Below are 19,367 nucleotides of genomic sequence, written 5' to 3'. Positions count from 1 at the left end.
CCTCGAGCCGTGCTTTTGCCTCCAGCTTCCTTCAGATTCCGCCTCGCGACGGACACCCTTGCTCTTGGCTAATGGTAGGCGCTTGCCAGCCCCCATTCCGGACTTTCACCGTAGAGATGACGCCCATGCTGGGCGTACATAATAAAGGGCCGCACCATCGGCGGGCGACCCTTTTTCCAACGTTATTCTTGTTCGATTTCCGTATAAATTTGGAACGTCACGCCGAACTTGTCCGTTACATCGCCGAATCCGGGACTGAAGGACTCTTCTTTAAACGGCATGTTCACTTGTCCGTCTTGCTTCAATGCTTCAAAAATTCGCTTGGATTGCTCTACCGCATTCGATGTGATACAGATGGTAACCCGTTTGCCGTCCCCCATCGGGGAGCCTGCCGGCGTATCCGAAAGCATGAGCTCCGAGTCGCCGACTTTTAACCTGGCATGAGCCACAAAACCCTTGAGTTCCTCAGTGAACGTGTCGGGCATCCCCGGCATTTCCCCGTATGTAACCATGGAGAGCACTTCTGCACCGATCGCTTGTTCGTAGAATCTAATAGCTTCCTTCGCCCGTCCCTCTAAAGTGATATACGGGGTAAGCTTCCTCGTCATGTTACGCGCCTTATTGATTTAGCAATTTATCTGGGTTGTACCGCGCTCCGAACTTGTTCGCGATGTAAATTTCGTAGATCTCCCGCTCCACGGGGTCCTCCACGGTACATACCTCTATTTTCGCGACTTCATCCCTATGATTTCGGACGGGCGAGACGGTATCTTCGAAATGCTTCTTAATTCGCTGTCGCAGCTTCCGAGCCTTCCCGACGAAAAGCAGTTCGTCCTTATCGTTGTAGAACATGAAGATGCCGCCCTTTTCCCTGGTAATCAGGTGAAAATCCGTAAAGCCGTAAATGTGGCTCATCTCAGGAGCTTTTTGTTTGAAAATGGTTACATCCGGATCCGGAATCGTTATGGTTATCATATGTCAACACTCCCTTTTTCGAATCGTCCGAGCCACGCCAATGCCTCCTCATGGCCAGGCTCGACCTGCAACAATTTCCTTGCGTATCTTAAGGCTTCTTCCTCGAACGCTAGCTCGAAACAACAAATGGCAAGACAATAATAGACGTTGGATAAGACGTCGTCAGGGTGTTTCCCTGACGACATTTCCAAGAACGGTAGTGCTTGTTCGTACCTCCCCATCTCGAACAGGAGCAATCCGGCCGTAAGCTCCAGGTCGTCGCGCTGCTCCATCGCGAAGTACGACGACCACATCAGCTGTATGCCCCTCGATACGTCCTCCTTTTCTTCGTCGTTGGCCTCCGGCAGCAGGCTGATGATCCGCTGCGCGTGCTGGATGAGAAATTCCGCATCGTACCCGCCCAATCGCCAAAAGCTTAATAATTGCTGCAGTCCCATGCTTTCTTGATTGCGGTCTACCCACTCTTTCAAGCTGAAAAATTCGTCCGGACCGAAGCGCTCGATCCGCCGCCGATAAGCTAGCCTCGTATTCGAATAATTCATGGGTTGCTCCACATGGAAAATGCAGCCGACATTAATGTTCTTATAATGCTGCGGCGGAAATAACGCTTCGGCCCCTTTCTGTTCGAAGACATGCCGAATCGCATGGTAGTTGGCCGTTAAGGAAAAACTTCCGTGCAGCACCAGCTCCGGCGGTTCCGCGAACTTCCAGCTGTCCAGCAAGTGGTCTCCTTTGTCCGCAGTGATCAGAAGAAATCCCGCACGGGACAGCCGGTTCAATCGCTCCAAACAAGCGAGCCCTGCGCGGGGAAATAAAATATGCGAGTCTTCAAGCTGCTCTTGATACACGGCTATGACGTCGCGGTATGGGTAGGTTTCCTGTTCGTACGCAGGCGCCCGCCGATACGCATAGCGTAAAGCGACCTGCTGTAACCATTCCGAGCGGGCAAGGGATTCCCGAGGTTCGGGAAATTCCATTTCAACGTCAACCTCATAAATATGCCCTTCGCTCACATAAATCAATTCTTGCGGAATACTGTCGAAAAAGTAATTGGCCACAAGGACGACCGGTTGCGTCAGCTCCCCCTCGCGGATGGTTATGCCCGAACCTTCGAGGTGCAATTCGGTATCCTGCTCCGCATCGAACCGCCCAAAGTCCAGCACCCCTTCCGCAACAAAAGATTGCAGCGCGGGATGCTCCTTCCACGCTTCGACATTGCTCATCGCCAAATCCGTCATAATATAACGAAACGGCGGCAGCGGGATCCTCGCATAGTCCCTCAACTGGCGCAGCTCATGCAGCACATGGCAAGCAAGCCGTCCCGCTCCGGCGCCAAGCTCCACAATATAAACAGGCTCCGTGCGATATTCCTGATTGGCCCGATCTTGCAAAAACGCGAAGATTATCTCCGCATACGCGGCGGCGATCATCGGATTGCTCGTGATATATTGAGGAACTTGGCCGTTGCTCCACGCCGCCGAACCTTCCTCTTCGTAATATTTCCGCTGAATGTCCCAAATCGGCGCTTCGCTGAAGCGGTAACGATCTTTCTTACTCCCTGTCATATCACGATCCCGCTCTCTTCAGGCTATACATCATGCTCAGCGTATCATCTTGGAACGCTAAATACAAAATCATAAATTAAATAACACTTTGTATTATTTAATATTCAAATGAGTTATTTAATTTGCTATAATTGGTTTTGAAGATACCATTTTATAAAGTTTGGATGCTGCATCATGAACACAAAAAAACGAAAATACAACTCGAGCAGAAGAGCCCGCGCGAAAGAGGAAACGGTAACGACCATATTGGAATCGGCGGTAAAATTGCATTCGCAAGGGATCACTTCGATCGAAATGTTGGCGAATGACGCAGGGGTATCCGTGGCAAGCGTTAGAAAGCATTTTCCTACGCGGGAGGCGTTATTTCGGGGCTGTACCGATCATTTCTCTCGAAGACATATTCCGCCTTCGCCGGAGCTTTGGGCAGGCAAAGCCGACCGGAGCGAACGGATTCAAGCTTGCGTTAATTATTTATTTCCTTACTTGGAGGTCTCCATGGGCGTCGTTTGGTTAGCGTACCGCCTCGAGGACGAAATTCAGGTTATGAAGGAAAATGTGTCGAACATCGAACAGTATCTGGACGCAGCCGTGAATGCCGTGCTAACCGAAGCGAATCAAGAGCCGGAAACAAAGAAAGCCGTTCGATTCATCCTGCACCCGTTAACGTATCGGAACATGCGGGTACAAGGGGGATTTCAGCCTGATGAGTGCGTCAGGTTTTCATCCAATATGTTAGCTAGATATATAAAATAAAAGCGGAAAGGAAGGATGTGTGTGGCGGCGCGAATCGACGAGATTGCCCCGGACGTCTACCGGATTTCTTTGTTCAGCGCGGAAGCCGGTATGCAGTTCAACCATTTCTTAATTCTCGATGAGGAACCGTTGCTTTACCATGCCGGATATAAAGCAGCGTTTCCGGTTGTAATGGAGGCTGTCGGCAAACTTATAAACCCTTCTTCATTGAGATGGGTCGGATTCAGTCATTTCGAATCCGATGAGTGCGGCGCCTTGAATGAATGGCTCGCCGTCGCCCCGCAGGCGAAAGCCGTAACCGGAATCGTTGGAGCAATGGTGAACGTGAACGACTTTGCCCTTCGCCCCGCCCATATTCTTCAAGACAAAGAAATTCTCGACATCGGGAAGAAGAAGCTGCGGTATTTGAGAACGCCGCATGTGCCGCACGGTTGGGATGCCGGGTTGTTTTTCGAGGAGACGGATAAAACTTTATTTACGTCCGATTTATTTCATCAAAACGGCGATGTAGAGGCCCTGACTTCGTCCAGCCTGTCGGACCGGTGCAGCGAGTTGTTGCAGGAGATGCAGCAAAGCCCGTTTTCCGATTATATTCCCTACAGTCCGCATGTAGATAAAATTCTGCGGGAATTGGCGGATTACGCCCCTTCGGTATTGGCGGTGATGCACGGGTCATCTTATTCGGGCGACGGGAGGAATGCCATTCACGAACTCGCCGGCGTCTGGAAAGAAGTGCTCGGGTAAGAGAAAAGTCTCACCCCATGAATACCCGTGGGGTGAGTTTCGGTGACTTGCTCATTGGGAATATCCATTTGTGTCCGCTTCCCCTATCGGCAAAATCACCTCAACCGTAGTTCCTTCGTTCACTCTACTCGAGATGTTTAACGTTCCGTGATGATCTTCAACGATTTTTCGACAGACCATAAACCCTAATCCGGTTCCCTTTTCCTTCGTAGTATAAAAGGGTTCCCCGATTCTCGTTAATTTGTCTTCGGGAATGCCTACGCCCTGATCGATAATGCGTAAGCGAATGCAATCTTCATCGTTATTGTCTACTAGTATTGTCACTTGCCCGCCATTCGGCATCGCTTCGATCGCGTTCTTAAGGAAATTGATAAAAATTTGCTTCATTTGGTTTTCATCGCACCGAATGAGATTCGGCACATGTCGCTCATACTTAATTTCCACTTGAATATTATGCAAATGCAACTGCGAATCCATAAGCGTGCAAACCTGCTCGAGCAAGGCTCTTACATCCGCTTGCTTTACTTGCGTTGTTTGCGGTTTCGCAAGAAGCAATAGCTCGTTTAAGATGAGTTCGATTCGGTTCATTTCATCTGTCAAAATTTTAAAATAATAAGACTTACCGTTCCCCTCTAATTGCATCAACTGATGAAATCCCTTGATCGCCGTTAAAGGGTTGCGAATTTCATGGGCGATGCCCGCGGCCAGCTGACCCGCTATGCTCAGCTTTTCCGAATTCAACAGCAGCTCCTGGGTCCTTTTTCTCTCTGTCGTATCGCGTATGATGGCGCTCCAGTAATATTGGCCATCGGTTTGCCAACAGTTCAGAGAAATCTCCGCAGGAAACTCCGTCCCGTCTTTTCGAAGTCCGTTCAATTCGACCATTCGTCCGATCGCCATGGTCTGTCCTGTAGCTCGCAGACGTTCCACAGCTTGACGGTGCGTCTCTTTGAGCCGCTCGGGAACAAGAATCTCCATATCTTGTCCGACGGCTTCCTGTTCGGTATAGCCAAAGAGCGCTTCCGCCCCTTTGTTCCACGCTACGATTTTCGTGTTTTGATTTGCCAAAATCATGGCGTCGCTAGCCGATTCGAAGATCGATTGATTGATCTGCTGCGCCGCTTTCTTAGCATGTAAGTACTCGTGTTCGAGTCTGTGTCGGTTCACGATTCTGACGAGGATCCAATCGTTCACCATGACTCCTTCCCGTACGCAGCAATTCCCGTTTAAAAGGACAGGCACTTCCGTCCCGTCGCCGGCTTTCAAGGTAAGGTAAATCTCCTCGACCTTGCCCTGCATCTTCATCATAGGGAATATGTATACTTGGTGGAAAAGCTTGCTTGACTCCGTCAGAATTGCATTCACGTGACGACCCTCAGTATCGTTGCGCTCTGCAATGATCCATTCTAGCAGCTTATCATTGACGGACTGAATGACTCCGTCTTGAGACAGCGATAAAAATCCGCATGGCAACCGATTTGCGTCTATAATCATACGGCTACTCGTACGGCTTTGAGAGATAGTCTTTAATCAGCGCAAGCGTTTCTTCCGGATGACTTAGATGAGGACAGTGCCCCGTCGCTTTCATAAATCGGATTTCGCTGCCAGGCATGCACCGATGGAGATACTCGCCCACTTGCGTTGGAGCGATCGCATCCTCGGCGCATTGCAAAATAAGCGACGGAACCGGCGCCTTCGAAAGCTCTTTACGGTTATCGGAGAAGAAGGTCGCCCTTGCAAAGTTGCCGGCAATGATCGGATCGGTCGAACAGAAGCTTTCTTCCAATTCCCCGGAAAGTTCCGGGCGATCCGCGTTTTTCATGACGAGAGAGGCGAATTGGCTGGCCCACTGGATATAATTTTTCTCCATCAATTCAATGAGACCTTCAAGATCGCTCCTCTCGTAACCGCCGGCGTATTCCGGAGGATCGTTGAGATAACACGGGGAAGGTCCCACCATTATTAGACTTTCAAAGCGCTCGGGATCCTGTATAGAAGCAAGAAGTCCGATCATGCCGCTGACGGAGTGTCCTACGAAAATCGCTTTTTGCAATTCGAGAGCGGCAAGAACTTCTAATACGTCCTGGGCATAACCGGAGAGGTGACGGTATCTTGTATGGTCGTAGAATCGAAGGTCGGTCTTTCCTGCGCCTACGTAATCGAAGGTAATAATGCGATAATCCTTTTCAAGAGACGGTGTGACATACCTCCACATCCTCTGGTCACAACCGAAGCCTGGAGCGAAGACGATGGTCTTTTCGCCGGTTCCTGTGATCTGCACGTCATTTCGCTTTATCATATCGATGTTGTGACCCACACAGAGCGACTCCTTTAATATACATTGAAATCGAAGTAGTAATTCCTATCGATTCAGTAAGTTTTTTCTACCATCTTTCCAATTAAAAGTATCTCCTGTTGAACCTATTGTCAACATACGATATGGAAGAGGAAAGATTATCAAACATAATTATTGTTTAAAATATTGAGATCTGATATAAATCGGAGTCGTTCCCATGGCGATCGTGTTACGCATCCTTCTGAAAATCGGCGTGCGCCTAATAATCGGGAGGATCGTTCGCCGTAACGCGACAAGCAGCGGATTTTTGATTGTGATCATCTTCGCTTGCATGCGCTGGATCCGCTTGATCTTTTCAACCGGCCTCCGTCGCAATTGCTCTAAGGGCTTAAGCGTTTCTTGCGAAAGAACCTCGGTCCCGGCTCGTTCGAGGGCCTGCATAATGACCCCGTGCGCCACCACGGCATCCTGTATAGCCAAGCTGTTCCCTTGACCAGAGAAGGGGGAAGCGATATGGGCGGCGTCGCCGATCAGCATAAGCCCGTCTTGAACCCATTCTGCGGCCATCGCGACTTGGATATCTAGGACAGAAATTTGCTTGAAATCCACAAGGTGATGCAGCAAAGGAGCAATATGAGGGTCAACCGCCATGAGTTGCCGTTTCAAGGAATCGAGCCCTCTCGCTCGAACTTCGGTATACGTACCTTTCGGAATCACCCATCCGATTTGGGTAAGATCGGAGCCTTTGGGAGTATAGATCAACATCCCGTCCCGCTCAATTTGAATTTGCAAATGACCCGCATGCCCTTCCGGTTGTCCCGGCAAATCAAACCAGATGAAATCCAAGTCATGAGTCTCCTGCTCCATTTCGATCCCAGCCAACTTGCGAATGGTCGAGAACCTTCCGTCTGCACCTACAACGAGCTGGCTTCGAATGATCAGTTCTTCTTGTCCCTGCAGCGCTTTGATACCGGCCGTTCTTCCATTTTCCTTATATAATTCGGTCACTCGCGTTCCACTTAAATAGGTAAAGGTTTTAAACCGGGAAGCCTGCTCGATTAGGTACGCAAGAAACAAAGGCTGATGCATTAGCAATCCATAGTTGTAAGGCGGCGACAGCTCAAAAAAGTTCACGGAAAACAATTCCTTTTTACGATCAATGAAGTGAAAGGAGTCCGTCTTGTGGTGATCCCGCTTTAACAGACCGGTCAGCAGCCCCATCTCATCCAGCAGCTTTAGGACAAGCGGTTGAAAAAAATACCCCCGAAACTCCCGATCCAGCTTCGTGTGACGTTCCACCAACACCACATCTACACCGCTGCGCGCCAACAAATAAGCCATGACGACTCCACCCGGTCCGGCACCAACGACGACGACCTGCTTCTTCATTTTCCATGCTTGAACTTGCGTACTCATTTCTAAGACCCTCCATTTCTATTTATTTATTAAGCACTCACTAAGTAAAACGGGTAAAAAAAGACTACTTGAGTATCTGCACAAATTGACGGCTCGTAACCTGAAGATAGCGATCCCGATCTTGCATATCTCTCTGGGAGCGATAAATAATCAAATAGTATTGAACCACGCTGAATTGAAGGTTTCGGACCGCAAGATGAAGGTCCTCCGGTTTTTGATTGACGTACCGGGCGAGAATGCCGGCGAGCGGCCGAGCCCCTTGGTTCACGATCATGCTCAACCGACTCAGTATTTCCGCGTTGCGCTGTGCTTCGCCGAATATCAATACAATCAAATCGTTGTTCTCTTCCAATATTTGAAATAAAGAACGTACATACTGGCCTACAGTGTCCTCGATCCCCATATCGGGCCGCAGTTCCGCAATCATCCGTTGAATCTGGTGGACTAGTGTATGCTTCTCCAATATCGCCCATAGGAGGTCCTCTTTGGATTTGAAGTAATGGTAAATCAGCCCGTCCGTTACCCTTGCTTCCTTGGCGATATCTTTTGTCGTGCTCGCTGTATAGCCTTTACTAGAAAAAACCTTGAGCGCGGAATCGATTAATCGGCTTTTGGTCTCTTCAGCTTGCTGCTGACGATTCGTCCGGTGGTTGTTCAATGTTTTACTTCCTTTTAATTAGTTAAGTGCTTACTTAGTGTTATATAAGGTTTGGGATTTACTGTCAAGCAGTTTTTCACTCACTCTCTTATCAAACTATTCCTTAGAAGGTCAGCTTGCTGATTCTGGGTCCAAAAAAATTAATTCAAGCTCATAGTAACTTGTAACCACCCAGTGGATTCCTGCATAGGCTATTATAAAATTTATGTTTAAGGGGTGTTTGGCCCACGGCCAAGAGGCTTCGTTAACGACAGGAAAAAAAGGAGGGCAAGCCCTACAAGGTGGTCGTGATCGCTTGCGCCAACACGTTTATCCCATCCTAAGTAAAGACTCGCCCTCCCAAGCCTAAAACATATCCACTTGACAAGCACCGAAGGACAACCCGTCGATCTTACTAGGACCCATGATCGCTACCTGGCCTTCTTCATTTACTAAATATATACCTCTCCTCTATATGAATAATAGGGGATAACGTTTAGCTTTGTTCCCTACTTAGAATTGCCAATTTATTGAGCTTCCTCTTCCTCTTCTTCTTCCGCTTCGGCTGGAGCGAAGGAAATTCCATCGATCTTGTGGCAATCTAGAACCACAACTTGGCCGTCCGCAACGAAGTAACCGAGATCGTTATCAAGGTTAGAGAATTGGGTAACCTGGACCGGTTGTCCGTTCAAGTAAATCGTCCCAACGGGGTAGTTCGGAGGCAACTTCTCCAGCATTTTGCACAAACGATTTTTCTCGACATAGTTTCCAGTCATAGCAAACACTCCCTTAATTTTTTTAAAGTAATGCTCTTAGAACACCCGAACGACTGACGCCTTCCCAAGACACGACGATCAACGGTAGAGTTTTTTTCTTTACAGCCTCCTTCCAACTGAAAACTAGTCTCTTGTACTCATAGTGAGGACAAGGAATGAAATAAAATTCCCCCCTACAACAAAGTGTTGGTTTGCACCAACCTCCTGATCTAGGAGATTACTTTATTGTATGGAGGGACATCGTCTTTGTTATAAGGAAAAAGCGTATTTATACAAAGTTGGTTCTTTGTACCAATTACCTTTCATTGTTAAATCCTAACTTTCAGGGGTTCTTAAAGCAATCCCATCAATGTCCGTACATGAAAGGGAAGAAATCTGGTTGCGATCAGATGTGAACTTCACCTCTCCCGATGCTTCATCTATACTGATCAATTCGTTAACTTGGATGACCGTTCCCTTCGTGTACATTGCGGTTAATTGATAACGAGGGGGCAGGTTAATAAGAAGGTGACAAAAGGGTTTACCTACATTCGAGTCGTTTAAGGAAGGCTCTTCACTGGGTTCGCTTGGATCGACGTTGGAGTAAACCTGTATTGGAGGTCGATTTTCCTCCACTGGTGTAGGGTAATACTCCATCTGTCCCGGGGAGTTACGATATATTGGTGATGATTTTTGGCGTTTAAATCTTTTGCGTGATCCAACTAGCCTTTTTTCGACTCCTTTCTTGTCTTTTCTCCTTTTCCTTCCGCCCTCCTTTACAGCCTCACAGTTACAATGGTGATGCTGTTTAAAGCAAATCACCTTGATTTTTTTCGTATTAATCCACAGATTCGGTATACGTATACGACTGGTACAAATTGATAATCTAAGGCATCCAAGCCTTCTTTTTCCCAAATCCTCACCTCCCTGGACTCCCTAATATGATATGTACCCTGGATTAAAAAAGGGGGCCCATTTTTTTCGATCAAGGGTAACGTGGACATCGTCATGTAGATTGGTCCGACTACGCGTTATCAGCAACCGACTTTGCGTAATGAATTGTGAAATGTACTTAAAACCATGTAGCACCGCCCTTTACCTTACCACTATTTGTAATTCGGTTCACCGCGCTGTCCGTAACGGTAAGTTTTTTTATAGCCGTTTTATGCTTTGAGATGGATGAGGTGAAAGGTTATCATGAAGTATCCGCTTAGCCAATCTACATCCATAAACATCAGAAGGAAGTGAGGAAATGATCCAAATTACGATTGAACTGGTACGCCGATTAATCGATAGCCAATTCCCCAAGTGGAGGAATCTAGATATAAAACCCGTAGATAAAAGCGGCCATGATAACCGCACCTATCGGCTAGGCAACGAGATGACCGTTCGTCTACCGAGTCATGAAAGGTACGCCTCGGCTATTGAGAAAGAGTTGACGTGGCTGCCTATATTCCGGCCTCTTCTTTCCTTGCCTATTCCGATTCCCATTGCGAAAGGGGAGCCCGCAGACGATTATCCTCTTCCCTGGTCCATTAACCGTTGGATTGACGGCGACACCGTCACACATGACAACATACTCGATCTTAACGAATTTGCCGAAGACCTCGCGAGATTTTTGAAAGAATTAGAGGCGATCGACGCAAGCCGCGGAATACCTGCAGGAGTCCAGAACTTTCATCGAGGGGGAAACCTTTCGGTTTACGATAATGAAACAAGGTCAATCATCGAAACTCTTTCCGGCCCATATGACCAAAAGTTACTCACGGAAATATGGGACCTTTCCCTTGCAACTAGATACCAAGCCGCGCCGCTATGGCTGCATGGCGACGTTGCGGTGGGCAATTTGCTCGTGAAGAATGGCCGGCTGTGCGGCGTCATTGACTTCGGAACTATGGGCGTGGGCGATCCTTCGAGTGATCTTGTTATGGCCTGGAATTTTTTTGACGACTCCAGCCGCGAAAAATTTCTGAATTCCATGAATTTTGATGAGGATACCGTCCATCGCGCACGCGGCTGGGCCCTGTGGAAAGCACTCATCACCTACGCTTGGAATGAGAAGGGCTCGGAGGCTTCGAACTGGGGAAAGTATGTAATGGATACCATCATCCAAGATTACAAACGTTTATAAGGGAAGGATCTCCCGACGCCCCAGCCGGACTCATTCGCTTCCAGCAAGGGCAAGCTTCCGCCTTAGACTCCCTTGCTCCATAACCTTTCGGCTATTTGTGATACGGTTCCCCCCGCATAATCTTGAATGCTCGATATACCTGCTCGACAACAATGAGCCGAATCAGTTGGTGCGGATACGTAATCCGGCCGAACGACAGCTTCGTATCGGCGCGGCGGAGGACGTCCGGGGAGAGGCCGTTGCTGCCGCCGATGACGAAGGCGACATGGCTCTTGCCGTACGTGCCGAGGTCGGCGAGGTGCGCGGACAGCTGCTCGGAAGTCCACATCTGACCGTCGATCGCCATCGCGACGACATGCGCGTCGGGCCGAAGCTTTGCAAGGATCCGCTCGCCTTCCTTCGCCTTCACGCGCTCCTCGTCGGCGGCGCTCATCGACTCGGGTGCCTGCTCGTCCGGCACTTCGACGATGTCCAGCTTCGCGTACGGCGCGAGCCGCTTGGCGTATTCCGCAATGCCCTGTACAAGATATTTCTCCTTCAGCTTGCCGACGGCGACGATTTGAATATGCATCCGCGAACCCTCCATCGTAAATTGAAAATGAGCGACAAAGCAAGCAGCCCGCGGCAGGCGCGTCCGAAGACGGCCCCGCGGGCTGATTTGTTTCTGCGACGACTACACGACAAGAAAACGCGGCGCTCGAGCGCACTCGTCGCATGTCGCAGGCGGCGTCCAAGCGGGAAACGCCGTCGTCCGCAGGTCGACGACGTCCGGCGCGTCCTCGTATTCGTCGACGAATCGATCCAAGGCCAGCTCTAGATGCTCTTCGCAAACTACATACATCCGTTATACCCAATCCCCTTCGTCGTTCCTCACGGCTCCGGCGTCTCGCCGAGCTTTGCCGTAACCGTGTCCTTGTTGCCTTCGCGGTAATAGTCTACCCGTATCGGGTCACCGATTTTCTTATGTTCATACAAGTATTTCCGAAGCTCCAGCGTGCTCGCGATCGGTCGCCCGTCGAGCGCCACGATGACGTCGTTCGTGCGAAGCCCCGCTTCCGACGCCGGACCGTACGCCTCCAGCACGATAATGCCTTCCTCCACGCCCTCGGGCAGCTCCACGACGTCTTCCTCCTCGTCGTCTACCCGGTATTGCGCCAGATCGACCGTTGCGACGCCGAGATACGGGCGGCGCACCTTGCCGTGCGTCTCCAGCTCGGCGATGATCGGCGCGGCCAGATTGCTCGGAATCGCGAAGCCGAGCCCTTCTACGCCGGGCTGCGCCACCTTCATCGAATTGATGCCGATGACCTTGCCCTCCTGATTGACGAGCGCGCCGCCGCTGTTGCCGTGATTGATCGCCGCGTCGGTCTGCAGCAGCTCCATCTCCCAGTCCACCGTGCCGTCCATCGCGAGCGAGATCGGGATGACGCGATGCAGCGACGAAATAATGCCGAGCGTGAACGTCGGCGAATACCCGAGCCCGAACGGGTGGCCGATGGCGATCGCCGCCTCGCCTTCCCGCAGCGCGTCGGAATTGCCGAATTCCGCGACGCCCGCGACGTCCTTCGCATCCACCGTCAGCACGGCGAGATCCGTCAGCGCGTCCGAACCGACCAGCTCGGCCTCAAGCCGCTTCCCGTCCGACAGCACAACCTCGAGCGAGGACGCCGCGTCGATGACGTGGTGATTCGTCACGATCCAGGCGACGCCGCCTTCTTTTCGGTAGACGATGCCGGAGCCGATGCCCGTCTCCTGCTCCGTCTCCGGTCCGTCCTCCTCGAAGACGAACGCTTGCGAGCTAATGACGCTGACGACCGCCGGCTTCATGCGCTGCACGATGTCCACTACGCTGACCGGTTGGACGCCGATATCGGCCGCCGGCGTTCCGCTCGCGACATCGTCGCTGCGTACCGCCTCCGCAGGCGCATCGCCGCCGCGAGACAGCGCGGCCGTCAACAACACGATCGCCAGGAACGCCGCAGCGCCGCCGCCGACCGCCCAGGGGCTCCGGAGCGCGGGCCAACGCCGCCGCAGCGGCCACCGTTCGCTGTCGTCGCCCTGCGCGCGCAGTCGTCTTCTTTCCCATGGGGACACCTTCGGCGAATAAAAATCATCATCGAACAAGCTCAAAGCTGCGCCCTCCCCTCGACCGACCCGCAACGCATTCCCTTGGATTTCCTTCTTACATCATACCCAAAAATCGTGCCGTTCACAAAAATAAGAGGAATGTTTTCCCGTCTGTTTACCTACAATAGTAACAATCTAGCATCTACCGGATGAAAGACTATCAAACCGGAGACAAAAAAGGAGAATCAGCCATGAAACCGACCCGCACCGCCGCATGGGACCACGTACAGACGATGGCGCAGCTCGCCGATCTGAAGGAAGCGAACTACCGCAACACGCTGGCGTTGAGCGCGATGATCGAGCTTTTGGTGGAAAAGGGGATTCTCGCGCCGGACGAGTTCCACCGCAAAGCCGCGGCGCTCGAACGAGAGGACGCGATCGCGGCGAACGCCGCCGAGAGCTTGTAGCAGCCGTTACGGCTTTCCTACGTCGTCCCACGCCGTAGAGCGATCGTAATACGTATCCATGAGACGCACCGGCCGCTCCTCCGTAGAGACGCCGGACTCACACAATATACTATTCACGGTAAGCTTGGCTAAATCCAACTGGTTGTGATCCCGGCTCAGATGCGCAAGGTACACCCGCTTCGTCCGCTCCGAGACGAGCTCGCACAGCGCCTCGCCGGCCGCGTCGTTGGACAAGTGGCCGACGTCGCTCAGGATGCGCCGTTTTACGTTCCACGGGTAGCGGCCGATGCGCAGCATCTCCACGTCGTGATTCGACTCGAGCACGAGCACGTCCGCGTCCCGGACCTTCTCCTTCACGACGGGGCTCATGTAGCCGATATCGGTCGCGATGCTCAGCTTCACGCCGCCGACCTCGAAGTTATACGCCACCGGCTCGGCCGCGTCATGCGAGATCGGGAACGACTCGACGGACAACTCGCCGAACGACAGCACCTCGCCCGTCTTGAAGGCGACGCGTTGATCGTCGGCCAAATCGCCGACCGAGCGGTCGAGCTCGTTCCACGTGTTCATGTTGGCGTAGACCGGCAGTTTATACTTGCGCGCCATCGCGCCGAGCCCCTTCACGTGGTCGGAGTGCTCGTGCGTCACCAGGATGCACCGCAGCCCCTCCGGCGCGACGCCTCGCTCCAGCAGCAGCTGTTCGATGCGCTTGGCGCTCAGCCCCGCGTCGAGCAGCACCCTACATTCGCCGTGCTCGATCAGGGTAGCGTTGCCCGTCGACCCGCTCGATAATATCGTAAATCGGATGCTCATAAATTTCGGTTTCCCCTGTTCCTTGCCGCGAACGCGAACGTTCCCCGGCTTCTTTACGGATTCGACGACGCCGGGTTGCCCTGCGCCGTCGGCGACGGCCCTTCGACCGCCCCGTTGATCGCGTGCACGTAGTACGTCTCCCGCGTACTCAGCACGATGCGCCAATACGGCGCTAATACTTGCGTCTCCGATTCGAAGATCGGGCCGTGATAGCCGAGGCGCACATCGACGATGACCGCCCCGAGCGGCAAGTAATTTTCCGCCAAACTCCCCAGCACCACATAGGCCGATAACACCTCTTGCCCTTGCGGGAGCTCCGCCGTGAGCGGCGTCTCCCGCTCGGCATAGCTGTACCGGTACCGATCGATCGTATCGCCTCCGCCGTACAGCTCGAGCCGCATCTCGAACATCGGCAGACCGTCGTGCAGCTGATTCATCACGTACGCCATATCGCCATCCCGAGCGGCGTACGGGTCTGGCTCGTACGCCTCGATCGTCGGCACGTCCTCGGCGAGCGACTCCTTCACGAGCGAGAGGTCGTCGAGGCGGGCGCGCGCGAACGGCGTCCGCAACGGCGCCGGTACGTCCGGACCTTCAGCGGAGCTGAGGCTGACCGTAATTTCGCTCAGCACCGGCGTGCCTTCCGGCACGGCGGCCTCGAGGCGAATGTCCTTCAGCGCCAGCAGCCGGTTCATCTCCTCGCGGCGGGCCGCATTTTCGGCGAAGGTCGTTAAATTCAATTCATCCATCCAAAGCTGGTACCCCAACAAGATGTTCAAGAACAGGAACGCCCAAATTAAAACCGTCTTCGCACGGCTCCAGTCCATTAGTACGCCCCCCCTCCGGGCAGCGCCCGCACCGTGCCGTCGGTCATCGTCATCGCCCAGACCGGCTCGAGCACGACGTCGTCCTCCGACAAATTCGCCCGGTACGCCGGGTAGACCGACTCGACGAGGCCCTTCTCCTCGAAGGCGTTCCAAAGCGCCAGCAACCGCTCCCCGCCGGGCAGCTCCATGGGCGTTCGCTCCGCGCTGCCGGTTTCCAGCTGTACCGTCGAGCGCTCGTAGCCCGTCACGACCCGGTTGCGCAGCGTCAGCTGAATCGGGCCGAACGGCGTCCCGTCGCGCGTTCCGACGATCGGATAAGCGCCCGGGTACGTCCCGACATAGTGACGGAACTGCACCCGCCGTTCCTGCCCGTTCGGGTCCTGATTCACGCTCTCCAGTAAGTAATCGCCGTTCCAGCCGCCGTGCCGGTTTACGAATTGCACGGCCGCGAGCGCCGATTCGAGCGGCGTCTGTTCGCCCTCCGCCGGCGCGGCCGGGTCGGTATAGCTCAGCCAGCGCTGATCGTACGACAGCTGCAGTCCCCTCTTGCCGTCGGTATAAATTTCCGACCCGTTGCGTTCGGTCAAATTCCGCGTGCTGAACGGATCGGGGAACAGGCTGCGCTGCAGCTGATCGGCGGTAAAGCGTCGGTACGGCACCCGGTATTGCACCATCGGCAGCGGCTGCGTCGGCAAATAATGGCCGCCGGGCAGCGGGGCGTACCGCGTGCGGGCTTCGCCGAACCCGACGAACCGCTCCACGTCCTTCACCGTCAGATCGGCCCGCGTCGCCTCGTACACCGCGCCGCTGCGGCTGCCGACGAAAAACACCCGCACGTCCTCCCGCTCCGGCTGCGTGTAAATGTGGATCCGATCGATCGGCTCTGCCTCGTTCAGACCGTCGCCCTTCAAATTCATCCGCTGGCGCAGCACCGCCATCGACACTTCCTCGGCGAAGCGCACCTCGATCCCTTGCGCCTCCTCGGCGCCCGCCGCGCCCGCTTCGCCGATGCCTGCGGCGTCGCGCAAGCCGTCGAAGGTACGCTGCTCGACGACCTCGAGGATCATATTATAGAAAATCATCTTCGGGTACAGCACCGTATGCTCGCCGTTGCCGAAATGCAGGACGATGTCCTTCGGAAAGACGAGCGCCGACAGCTCCGCCTGCGTTCCCTCCAGCCGCGACTCCACGTAATCGTCAGACGGCAGAATCGCGTCGAAGTTCGGCGCGCTGTACGCGAGCAGGTAGCTCTGCGCCAAGCTCGCCGCCACGAGGACGGCGAGGAGCAGCGACTTGAAGCTCTCCATCATCGTACCTCACGCTCCTCTGCGGCGGCCGGCAGCGTAAACACGACCGTCGTGCCTTGCCCCGTGTCCGATTCGATCCGGATCGTGCCGCCGTGCATCTTCACGATTTCGAGCGCGATGCTCAGGCCCAGACCCGTCCCCCCCATATTTCGGGAACGCGCCTTGTCCACGCGATAAAACCGCTCGAAAATCCGATTCAAATCTTTCTTCGGAATGCCCATCCCCTCGTCGCGGACGGTCACCTCGACCCAGCCGGCGCCGGCCGGACTCGCCTCGCCGGCCGTTCGGCGCGCCGACAGCGTAATGCGGCCGCCGTCCGGGCTGTATTTGATCGCGTTGGAAACAAGGTTGTCCAGCACCTGATCGACCGCGTCCCGGTCGACGAGCGCCGAGGGCACCCCCGGCTCGATCGCAATGGCCAAATCCATGCCGCGCTGATGCGCCTGGAACGTAAACCGATCGGCGACCTCCTCGAGCAGCGCCAGCATTTCGACCCGCTCGAGCGTAAGCGCGGTCTGGCGCGAATCGAAGCGCGACAGATGCAGCAGGTCGTTCACGAGGCGGATCATGCGTTCCGTCTCGTTGCGCGTCACGCCGACGAACCGCGACGCGAGCGCCGGGTCTTCGAGCGCGCCTTCGTCGAGCGCCTCGAGATAGCTCTTGATCGTCGTCAGCGGCGTTCGAAGCTCGTGCGATACGTTCGCGACGAATTCCTTGCGCGACGCGTCGAGCTTCTCTTGCTCGGTGACGTCATGCAGCAGCACGACGGTGCCGGTCACGCCGCGCTCGCGGCGGTGGATCGGCGAGAACGTCGCGCGCGCGACGAGCGCCTCGCCGCCGCCCGACGGCCGCAGCTTCACGCTGAGCGAGCCGCCTTCGGTCCAGACGGCATCGTCTAGCGCATCCCGCCGCAGGCCGAGCAGCTCCGCGACGTCGCGCCCGACCGCCGATTCGTCTTCCGCAAGCCCCAGCATCGCGCTCGCCCGGCGATTCATGACGGTCGTGCGGCCATGCTCGTCCGTCGCGATGACGCCGTCGCTCATATTCGAAAGAATCGAGGCCAGCTTCTCCTTCTCCTCTTCGATCGAGGACAACGCGTCCTTCAGCCGGTACGTCATATCGTTGAAGGCGTTCCCGAGCTGCCCGATCTCGTCGTTCGCGAGCACGTTCACGCGCTGATTCAAGTTGCCGACGGCCATCGCGGCCGCTTTGCGCGTAATTTCCTTGATCGGCGCCGTAATCATGTTGGCGAGAATAATGCCGAGCACCGCCGTCAGCCCGAGCGCGATGACCGTTCCGGTGAACAAGAACTGCTTGATCCGGTTCATCGTATCGAACAGGCCCTCCATCGAGGCGACGACGTACACCGCTCCAATGATTTTGCCGTCGCTCTGGACCGGCATCGCGACCGCGCGCTTGCGCTTGCCGTCGACGTCGATCATCGTGCGCTCGTTGCTCCGGATGCCCTGCAGCGCCCGACTGACCTCCGTCTGCGTATTCTTCTGCCCGACGATGCCTTCCTGCAGCTGCCCCGACGCGCTGACGACGATGCCGTTCGCGTCGATGATTTGTATCTCGGTATCGTTCGTCGCGAACAGGTTTCGAATAAAGACGGTTAAATCCTCGTACGTCTTCTGCTCCTCGCCGGACGTGCCGGAGAGATTCGCGTCGAGATAATCCTTCACGTAGTCGGCGAGCAGGTACGCTTCGTTGTCAACGTTTTCGTTAAAATTGCCGTAAAAAGAATCCTCCAGCGTACGGATAAAGTAGACGCCGATAAGCTGCATCGCGATCAGAATAAGCAGCACATAGATAATAATGATCCGCAGCTGAATCGTCTGCAGCGAACGGATGCCGATCAGCTTCATTGCGCGGGGAAGCCCCCCATTTTCGGATTGCGCATCAAGTAACCGAGCCCCCGGCGCGTCAAGATGTACTCCGGCTTGCTCGGGTCGTCCTCGATTTTCTCCCGCAGCCGCCTCACGGTCACGTCGACCGTCCGCACGTCGCCGAAATACTCGAAGCCCCATACCGCCTGCAACAGATGCTCTCGCGTCATCACTTTGCCGTTGTTCCTCGCCAAGTAATGAATCAGCTCGAACTCGCGGTGCGTCAGATCGATCGGCGCTCCGTCTTTATATAACACATACATATCGCTGTCGATCGCCAGGTTGAAAATTTTCAGCACGTTGCCGCCCGCGGCGCCATCGTCCGCTTCCGCCGCCGCCGCCCCGCCGGTCCACTTCGCCTGCCGCCGCAAATGCGCCTTCACGCGCGCCAGCAGCTCGCGGTTCGAAAACGGCTTCGTCACGTAATCGTCCGCCCCGAGCTCCAGCCCGAGCACCTTGTCCAGTTCCGTATCCTTCGCGGTCAGCATAATGATCGGTGTCGTCGACTTCGCGCGCACCTCGCGGCACACGTCCATCCCGTCCTTCACCGGCAGCATCAAATCGAGCAGAATGAGATCCGGATCGGCCGCGAACGCGAGCTCCACCGCCTCCTGACCGTCGAACGCGCAGATGACCTCGTAGCCTTCTTTCTCGAGGTTGAACTTCAAAATATCCGCAATCGGTTTCTCATCGTCTACGACTAAGATTTTCCCTTGCATGGACGG

At 54.2% G+C, this 19,367-nt stretch carries 19 protein-coding genes; 3 read left to right on the top strand and 16 right to left on the bottom strand.

Annotation, left to right across the window (positions count from 1 at the left end):
* Positions 1-182 precede the first annotated feature (182 nt).
* The 3 genes from VEZ38_RS12575 to VEZ38_RS12565 are packed head-to-tail and all read right to left on the bottom strand — an operon-like array spanning position 183 to position 2,540.
* Positions 183-608: a VOC family protein gene (locus VEZ38_RS12575; protein ID WP_324893856.1), complete on the bottom strand. Its 426-nt coding sequence runs from the start codon at positions 606-608 to the stop codon at positions 183-185.
* A 10-nt stretch (positions 609-618) separates the two neighbouring features.
* Positions 619-975 carry a nucleotide excision repair endonuclease gene (locus VEZ38_RS12570; RefSeq protein WP_324893854.1) on the bottom strand — a complete coding sequence of 119 codons (357 nt, stop codon included), beginning with the start codon at positions 973-975 and terminating at the stop codon, positions 619-621.
* On the bottom strand, positions 972-2,540 hold the full coding sequence (locus tag VEZ38_RS12565; protein ID WP_324893852.1) for an SAM-dependent methyltransferase: 1,569 nt from the start codon (positions 2,538-2,540) through the stop codon (positions 972-974). The genes VEZ38_RS12570 and VEZ38_RS12565 overlap by 4 nt, the downstream gene beginning before the upstream one ends.
* Positions 2,541-3,314: 774 nt before the next feature.
* Here VEZ38_RS12565 and VEZ38_RS12560 point away from each other — a divergent pair.
* Positions 3,315-4,037: a hypothetical protein gene (locus VEZ38_RS12560; RefSeq protein ID WP_324893850.1), complete on the top strand. Its 723-nt coding sequence runs from the start codon at positions 3,315-3,317 to the stop codon at positions 4,035-4,037.
* Between the two features lie 51 nt (positions 4,038-4,088).
* On the opposite strand, the gene VEZ38_RS12555 is transcribed toward VEZ38_RS12560, so the two are convergent.
* From VEZ38_RS12555 to VEZ38_RS12535, 5 genes are all read right to left on the bottom strand, one after another.
* Positions 4,089-5,531 carry a PAS domain S-box protein gene (locus tag VEZ38_RS12555; protein WP_324893848.1) on the bottom strand — a complete coding sequence of 481 codons (1,443 nt, stop codon included), beginning with the start codon at positions 5,529-5,531 and terminating at the stop codon, positions 4,089-4,091.
* A gap of 4 nt (positions 5,532-5,535) precedes the next feature.
* Positions 5,536-6,336: an alpha/beta hydrolase gene (locus VEZ38_RS12550; RefSeq protein ID WP_324893860.1), complete on the bottom strand. Its 801-nt coding sequence runs from the start codon at positions 6,334-6,336 to the stop codon at positions 5,536-5,538.
* Between the two features lie 168 nt (positions 6,337-6,504).
* Positions 6,505-7,749 carry an FAD-dependent monooxygenase gene (locus tag VEZ38_RS12545; RefSeq protein ID WP_324893846.1) on the bottom strand — a complete coding sequence of 415 codons (1,245 nt, stop codon included), beginning with the start codon at positions 7,747-7,749 and terminating at the stop codon, positions 6,505-6,507.
* Positions 7,750-7,813: 64 nt separating this feature from the next.
* Positions 7,814-8,407, bottom strand: a complete 594-nt coding sequence (locus VEZ38_RS12540) for a helix-turn-helix domain-containing protein (protein ID WP_324893844.1) — start codon at positions 8,405-8,407, stop codon at positions 7,814-7,816.
* 506 nt (positions 8,408-8,913) lie between these two features.
* Entirely contained in the window at positions 8,914-9,162 is a 249-nt protein-coding gene (locus VEZ38_RS12535) for a hypothetical protein (RefSeq protein ID WP_324893842.1), read from the bottom strand.
* Positions 9,163-10,393: 1,231 nt separating this feature from the next.
* Between VEZ38_RS12535 and VEZ38_RS12530 the strand changes: the two genes are divergently transcribed.
* Entirely contained in the window at positions 10,394-11,272 is an 879-nt protein-coding gene (locus tag VEZ38_RS12530; RefSeq protein WP_324893840.1) for an aminoglycoside phosphotransferase family protein, read from the top strand.
* A 91-nt stretch (positions 11,273-11,363) separates the two neighbouring features.
* Here VEZ38_RS12530 and rlmH read toward each other — a convergent pair whose 3' ends face one another.
* The 3 genes from rlmH to VEZ38_RS12515 all read right to left on the bottom strand — a co-directional run bounded on the left by rlmH (position 11,364) and on the right by VEZ38_RS12515 (position 13,402).
* The gene (gene rlmH / locus VEZ38_RS12525; RefSeq protein ID WP_324893838.1) at positions 11,364-11,843 is read right to left on the bottom strand and encodes a 23S rRNA (pseudouridine(1915)-N(3))-methyltransferase RlmH; all 480 of its coding nucleotides are present in this window, start codon (positions 11,841-11,843) and stop codon (positions 11,364-11,366) included.
* Between the two features lie 102 nt (positions 11,844-11,945).
* On the bottom strand, positions 11,946-12,113 hold the full coding sequence (locus tag VEZ38_RS12520) for a CxxH/CxxC protein (protein ID WP_324893836.1): 168 nt from the start codon (positions 12,111-12,113) through the stop codon (positions 11,946-11,948).
* A 29-nt stretch (positions 12,114-12,142) separates the two neighbouring features.
* Positions 12,143-13,402 (bottom strand): S1C family serine protease, encoded by a 1,260-nt coding sequence (locus VEZ38_RS12515; RefSeq protein ID WP_324893835.1) that lies wholly within the window; start codon positions 13,400-13,402, stop codon positions 12,143-12,145.
* 188 nt (positions 13,403-13,590) lie between these two features.
* Between VEZ38_RS12515 and VEZ38_RS12510 the strand changes: the two genes are divergently transcribed.
* Positions 13,591-13,806: a hypothetical protein gene (locus tag VEZ38_RS12510; protein ID WP_324893833.1), complete on the top strand. Its 216-nt coding sequence runs from the start codon at positions 13,591-13,593 to the stop codon at positions 13,804-13,806.
* Between the two features lie 6 nt (positions 13,807-13,812).
* On the opposite strand, the gene VEZ38_RS12505 is transcribed toward VEZ38_RS12510, so the two are convergent.
* From VEZ38_RS12505 to yycF, 5 genes are read right to left on the bottom strand one after another with little or no spacing between them, the layout of a single operon-like run.
* On the bottom strand, positions 13,813-14,619 hold the full coding sequence (locus tag VEZ38_RS12505) for an MBL fold metallo-hydrolase (RefSeq protein WP_324893831.1): 807 nt from the start codon (positions 14,617-14,619) through the stop codon (positions 13,813-13,815).
* A 53-nt stretch (positions 14,620-14,672) separates the two neighbouring features.
* Positions 14,673-15,446 (bottom strand): two-component system regulatory protein YycI, encoded by a 774-nt coding sequence (gene yycI / locus VEZ38_RS12500; RefSeq protein ID WP_324893829.1) that lies wholly within the window; start codon positions 15,444-15,446, stop codon positions 14,673-14,675.
* Complete coding sequence (locus VEZ38_RS12495; protein ID WP_324893827.1) at positions 15,446-16,756, bottom strand: YycH family regulatory protein; 1,311 nt, start codon at positions 16,754-16,756, stop codon at positions 15,446-15,448. Before VEZ38_RS12495 ends, yycI begins: the two co-directional genes overlap by 1 nt.
* Entirely contained in the window at positions 16,753-18,621 is a 1,869-nt protein-coding gene (gene walK, locus VEZ38_RS12490) for a cell wall metabolism sensor histidine kinase WalK (protein ID WP_324893825.1), read from the bottom strand. Before walK ends, VEZ38_RS12495 begins: the two co-directional genes overlap by 4 nt.
* Complete coding sequence (gene yycF, locus VEZ38_RS12485) at positions 18,618-19,361, bottom strand: response regulator YycF (RefSeq protein WP_324893823.1); 744 nt, start codon at positions 19,359-19,361, stop codon at positions 18,618-18,620. The genes walK and yycF overlap by 4 nt, the downstream gene beginning before the upstream one ends.
* Positions 19,362-19,367 lie beyond the last annotated feature (6 nt).

This window comes from Paenibacillus sp. (assembly GCF_035645235.1).
Lineage (GTDB): Bacteria > Bacillota > Bacilli > Paenibacillales > YIM-B00363 > Paenibacillus_AE.
Note: the sequence above shows the minus strand (reverse complement) of the source record. Positions and strands in the feature narration are given on the sequence as shown.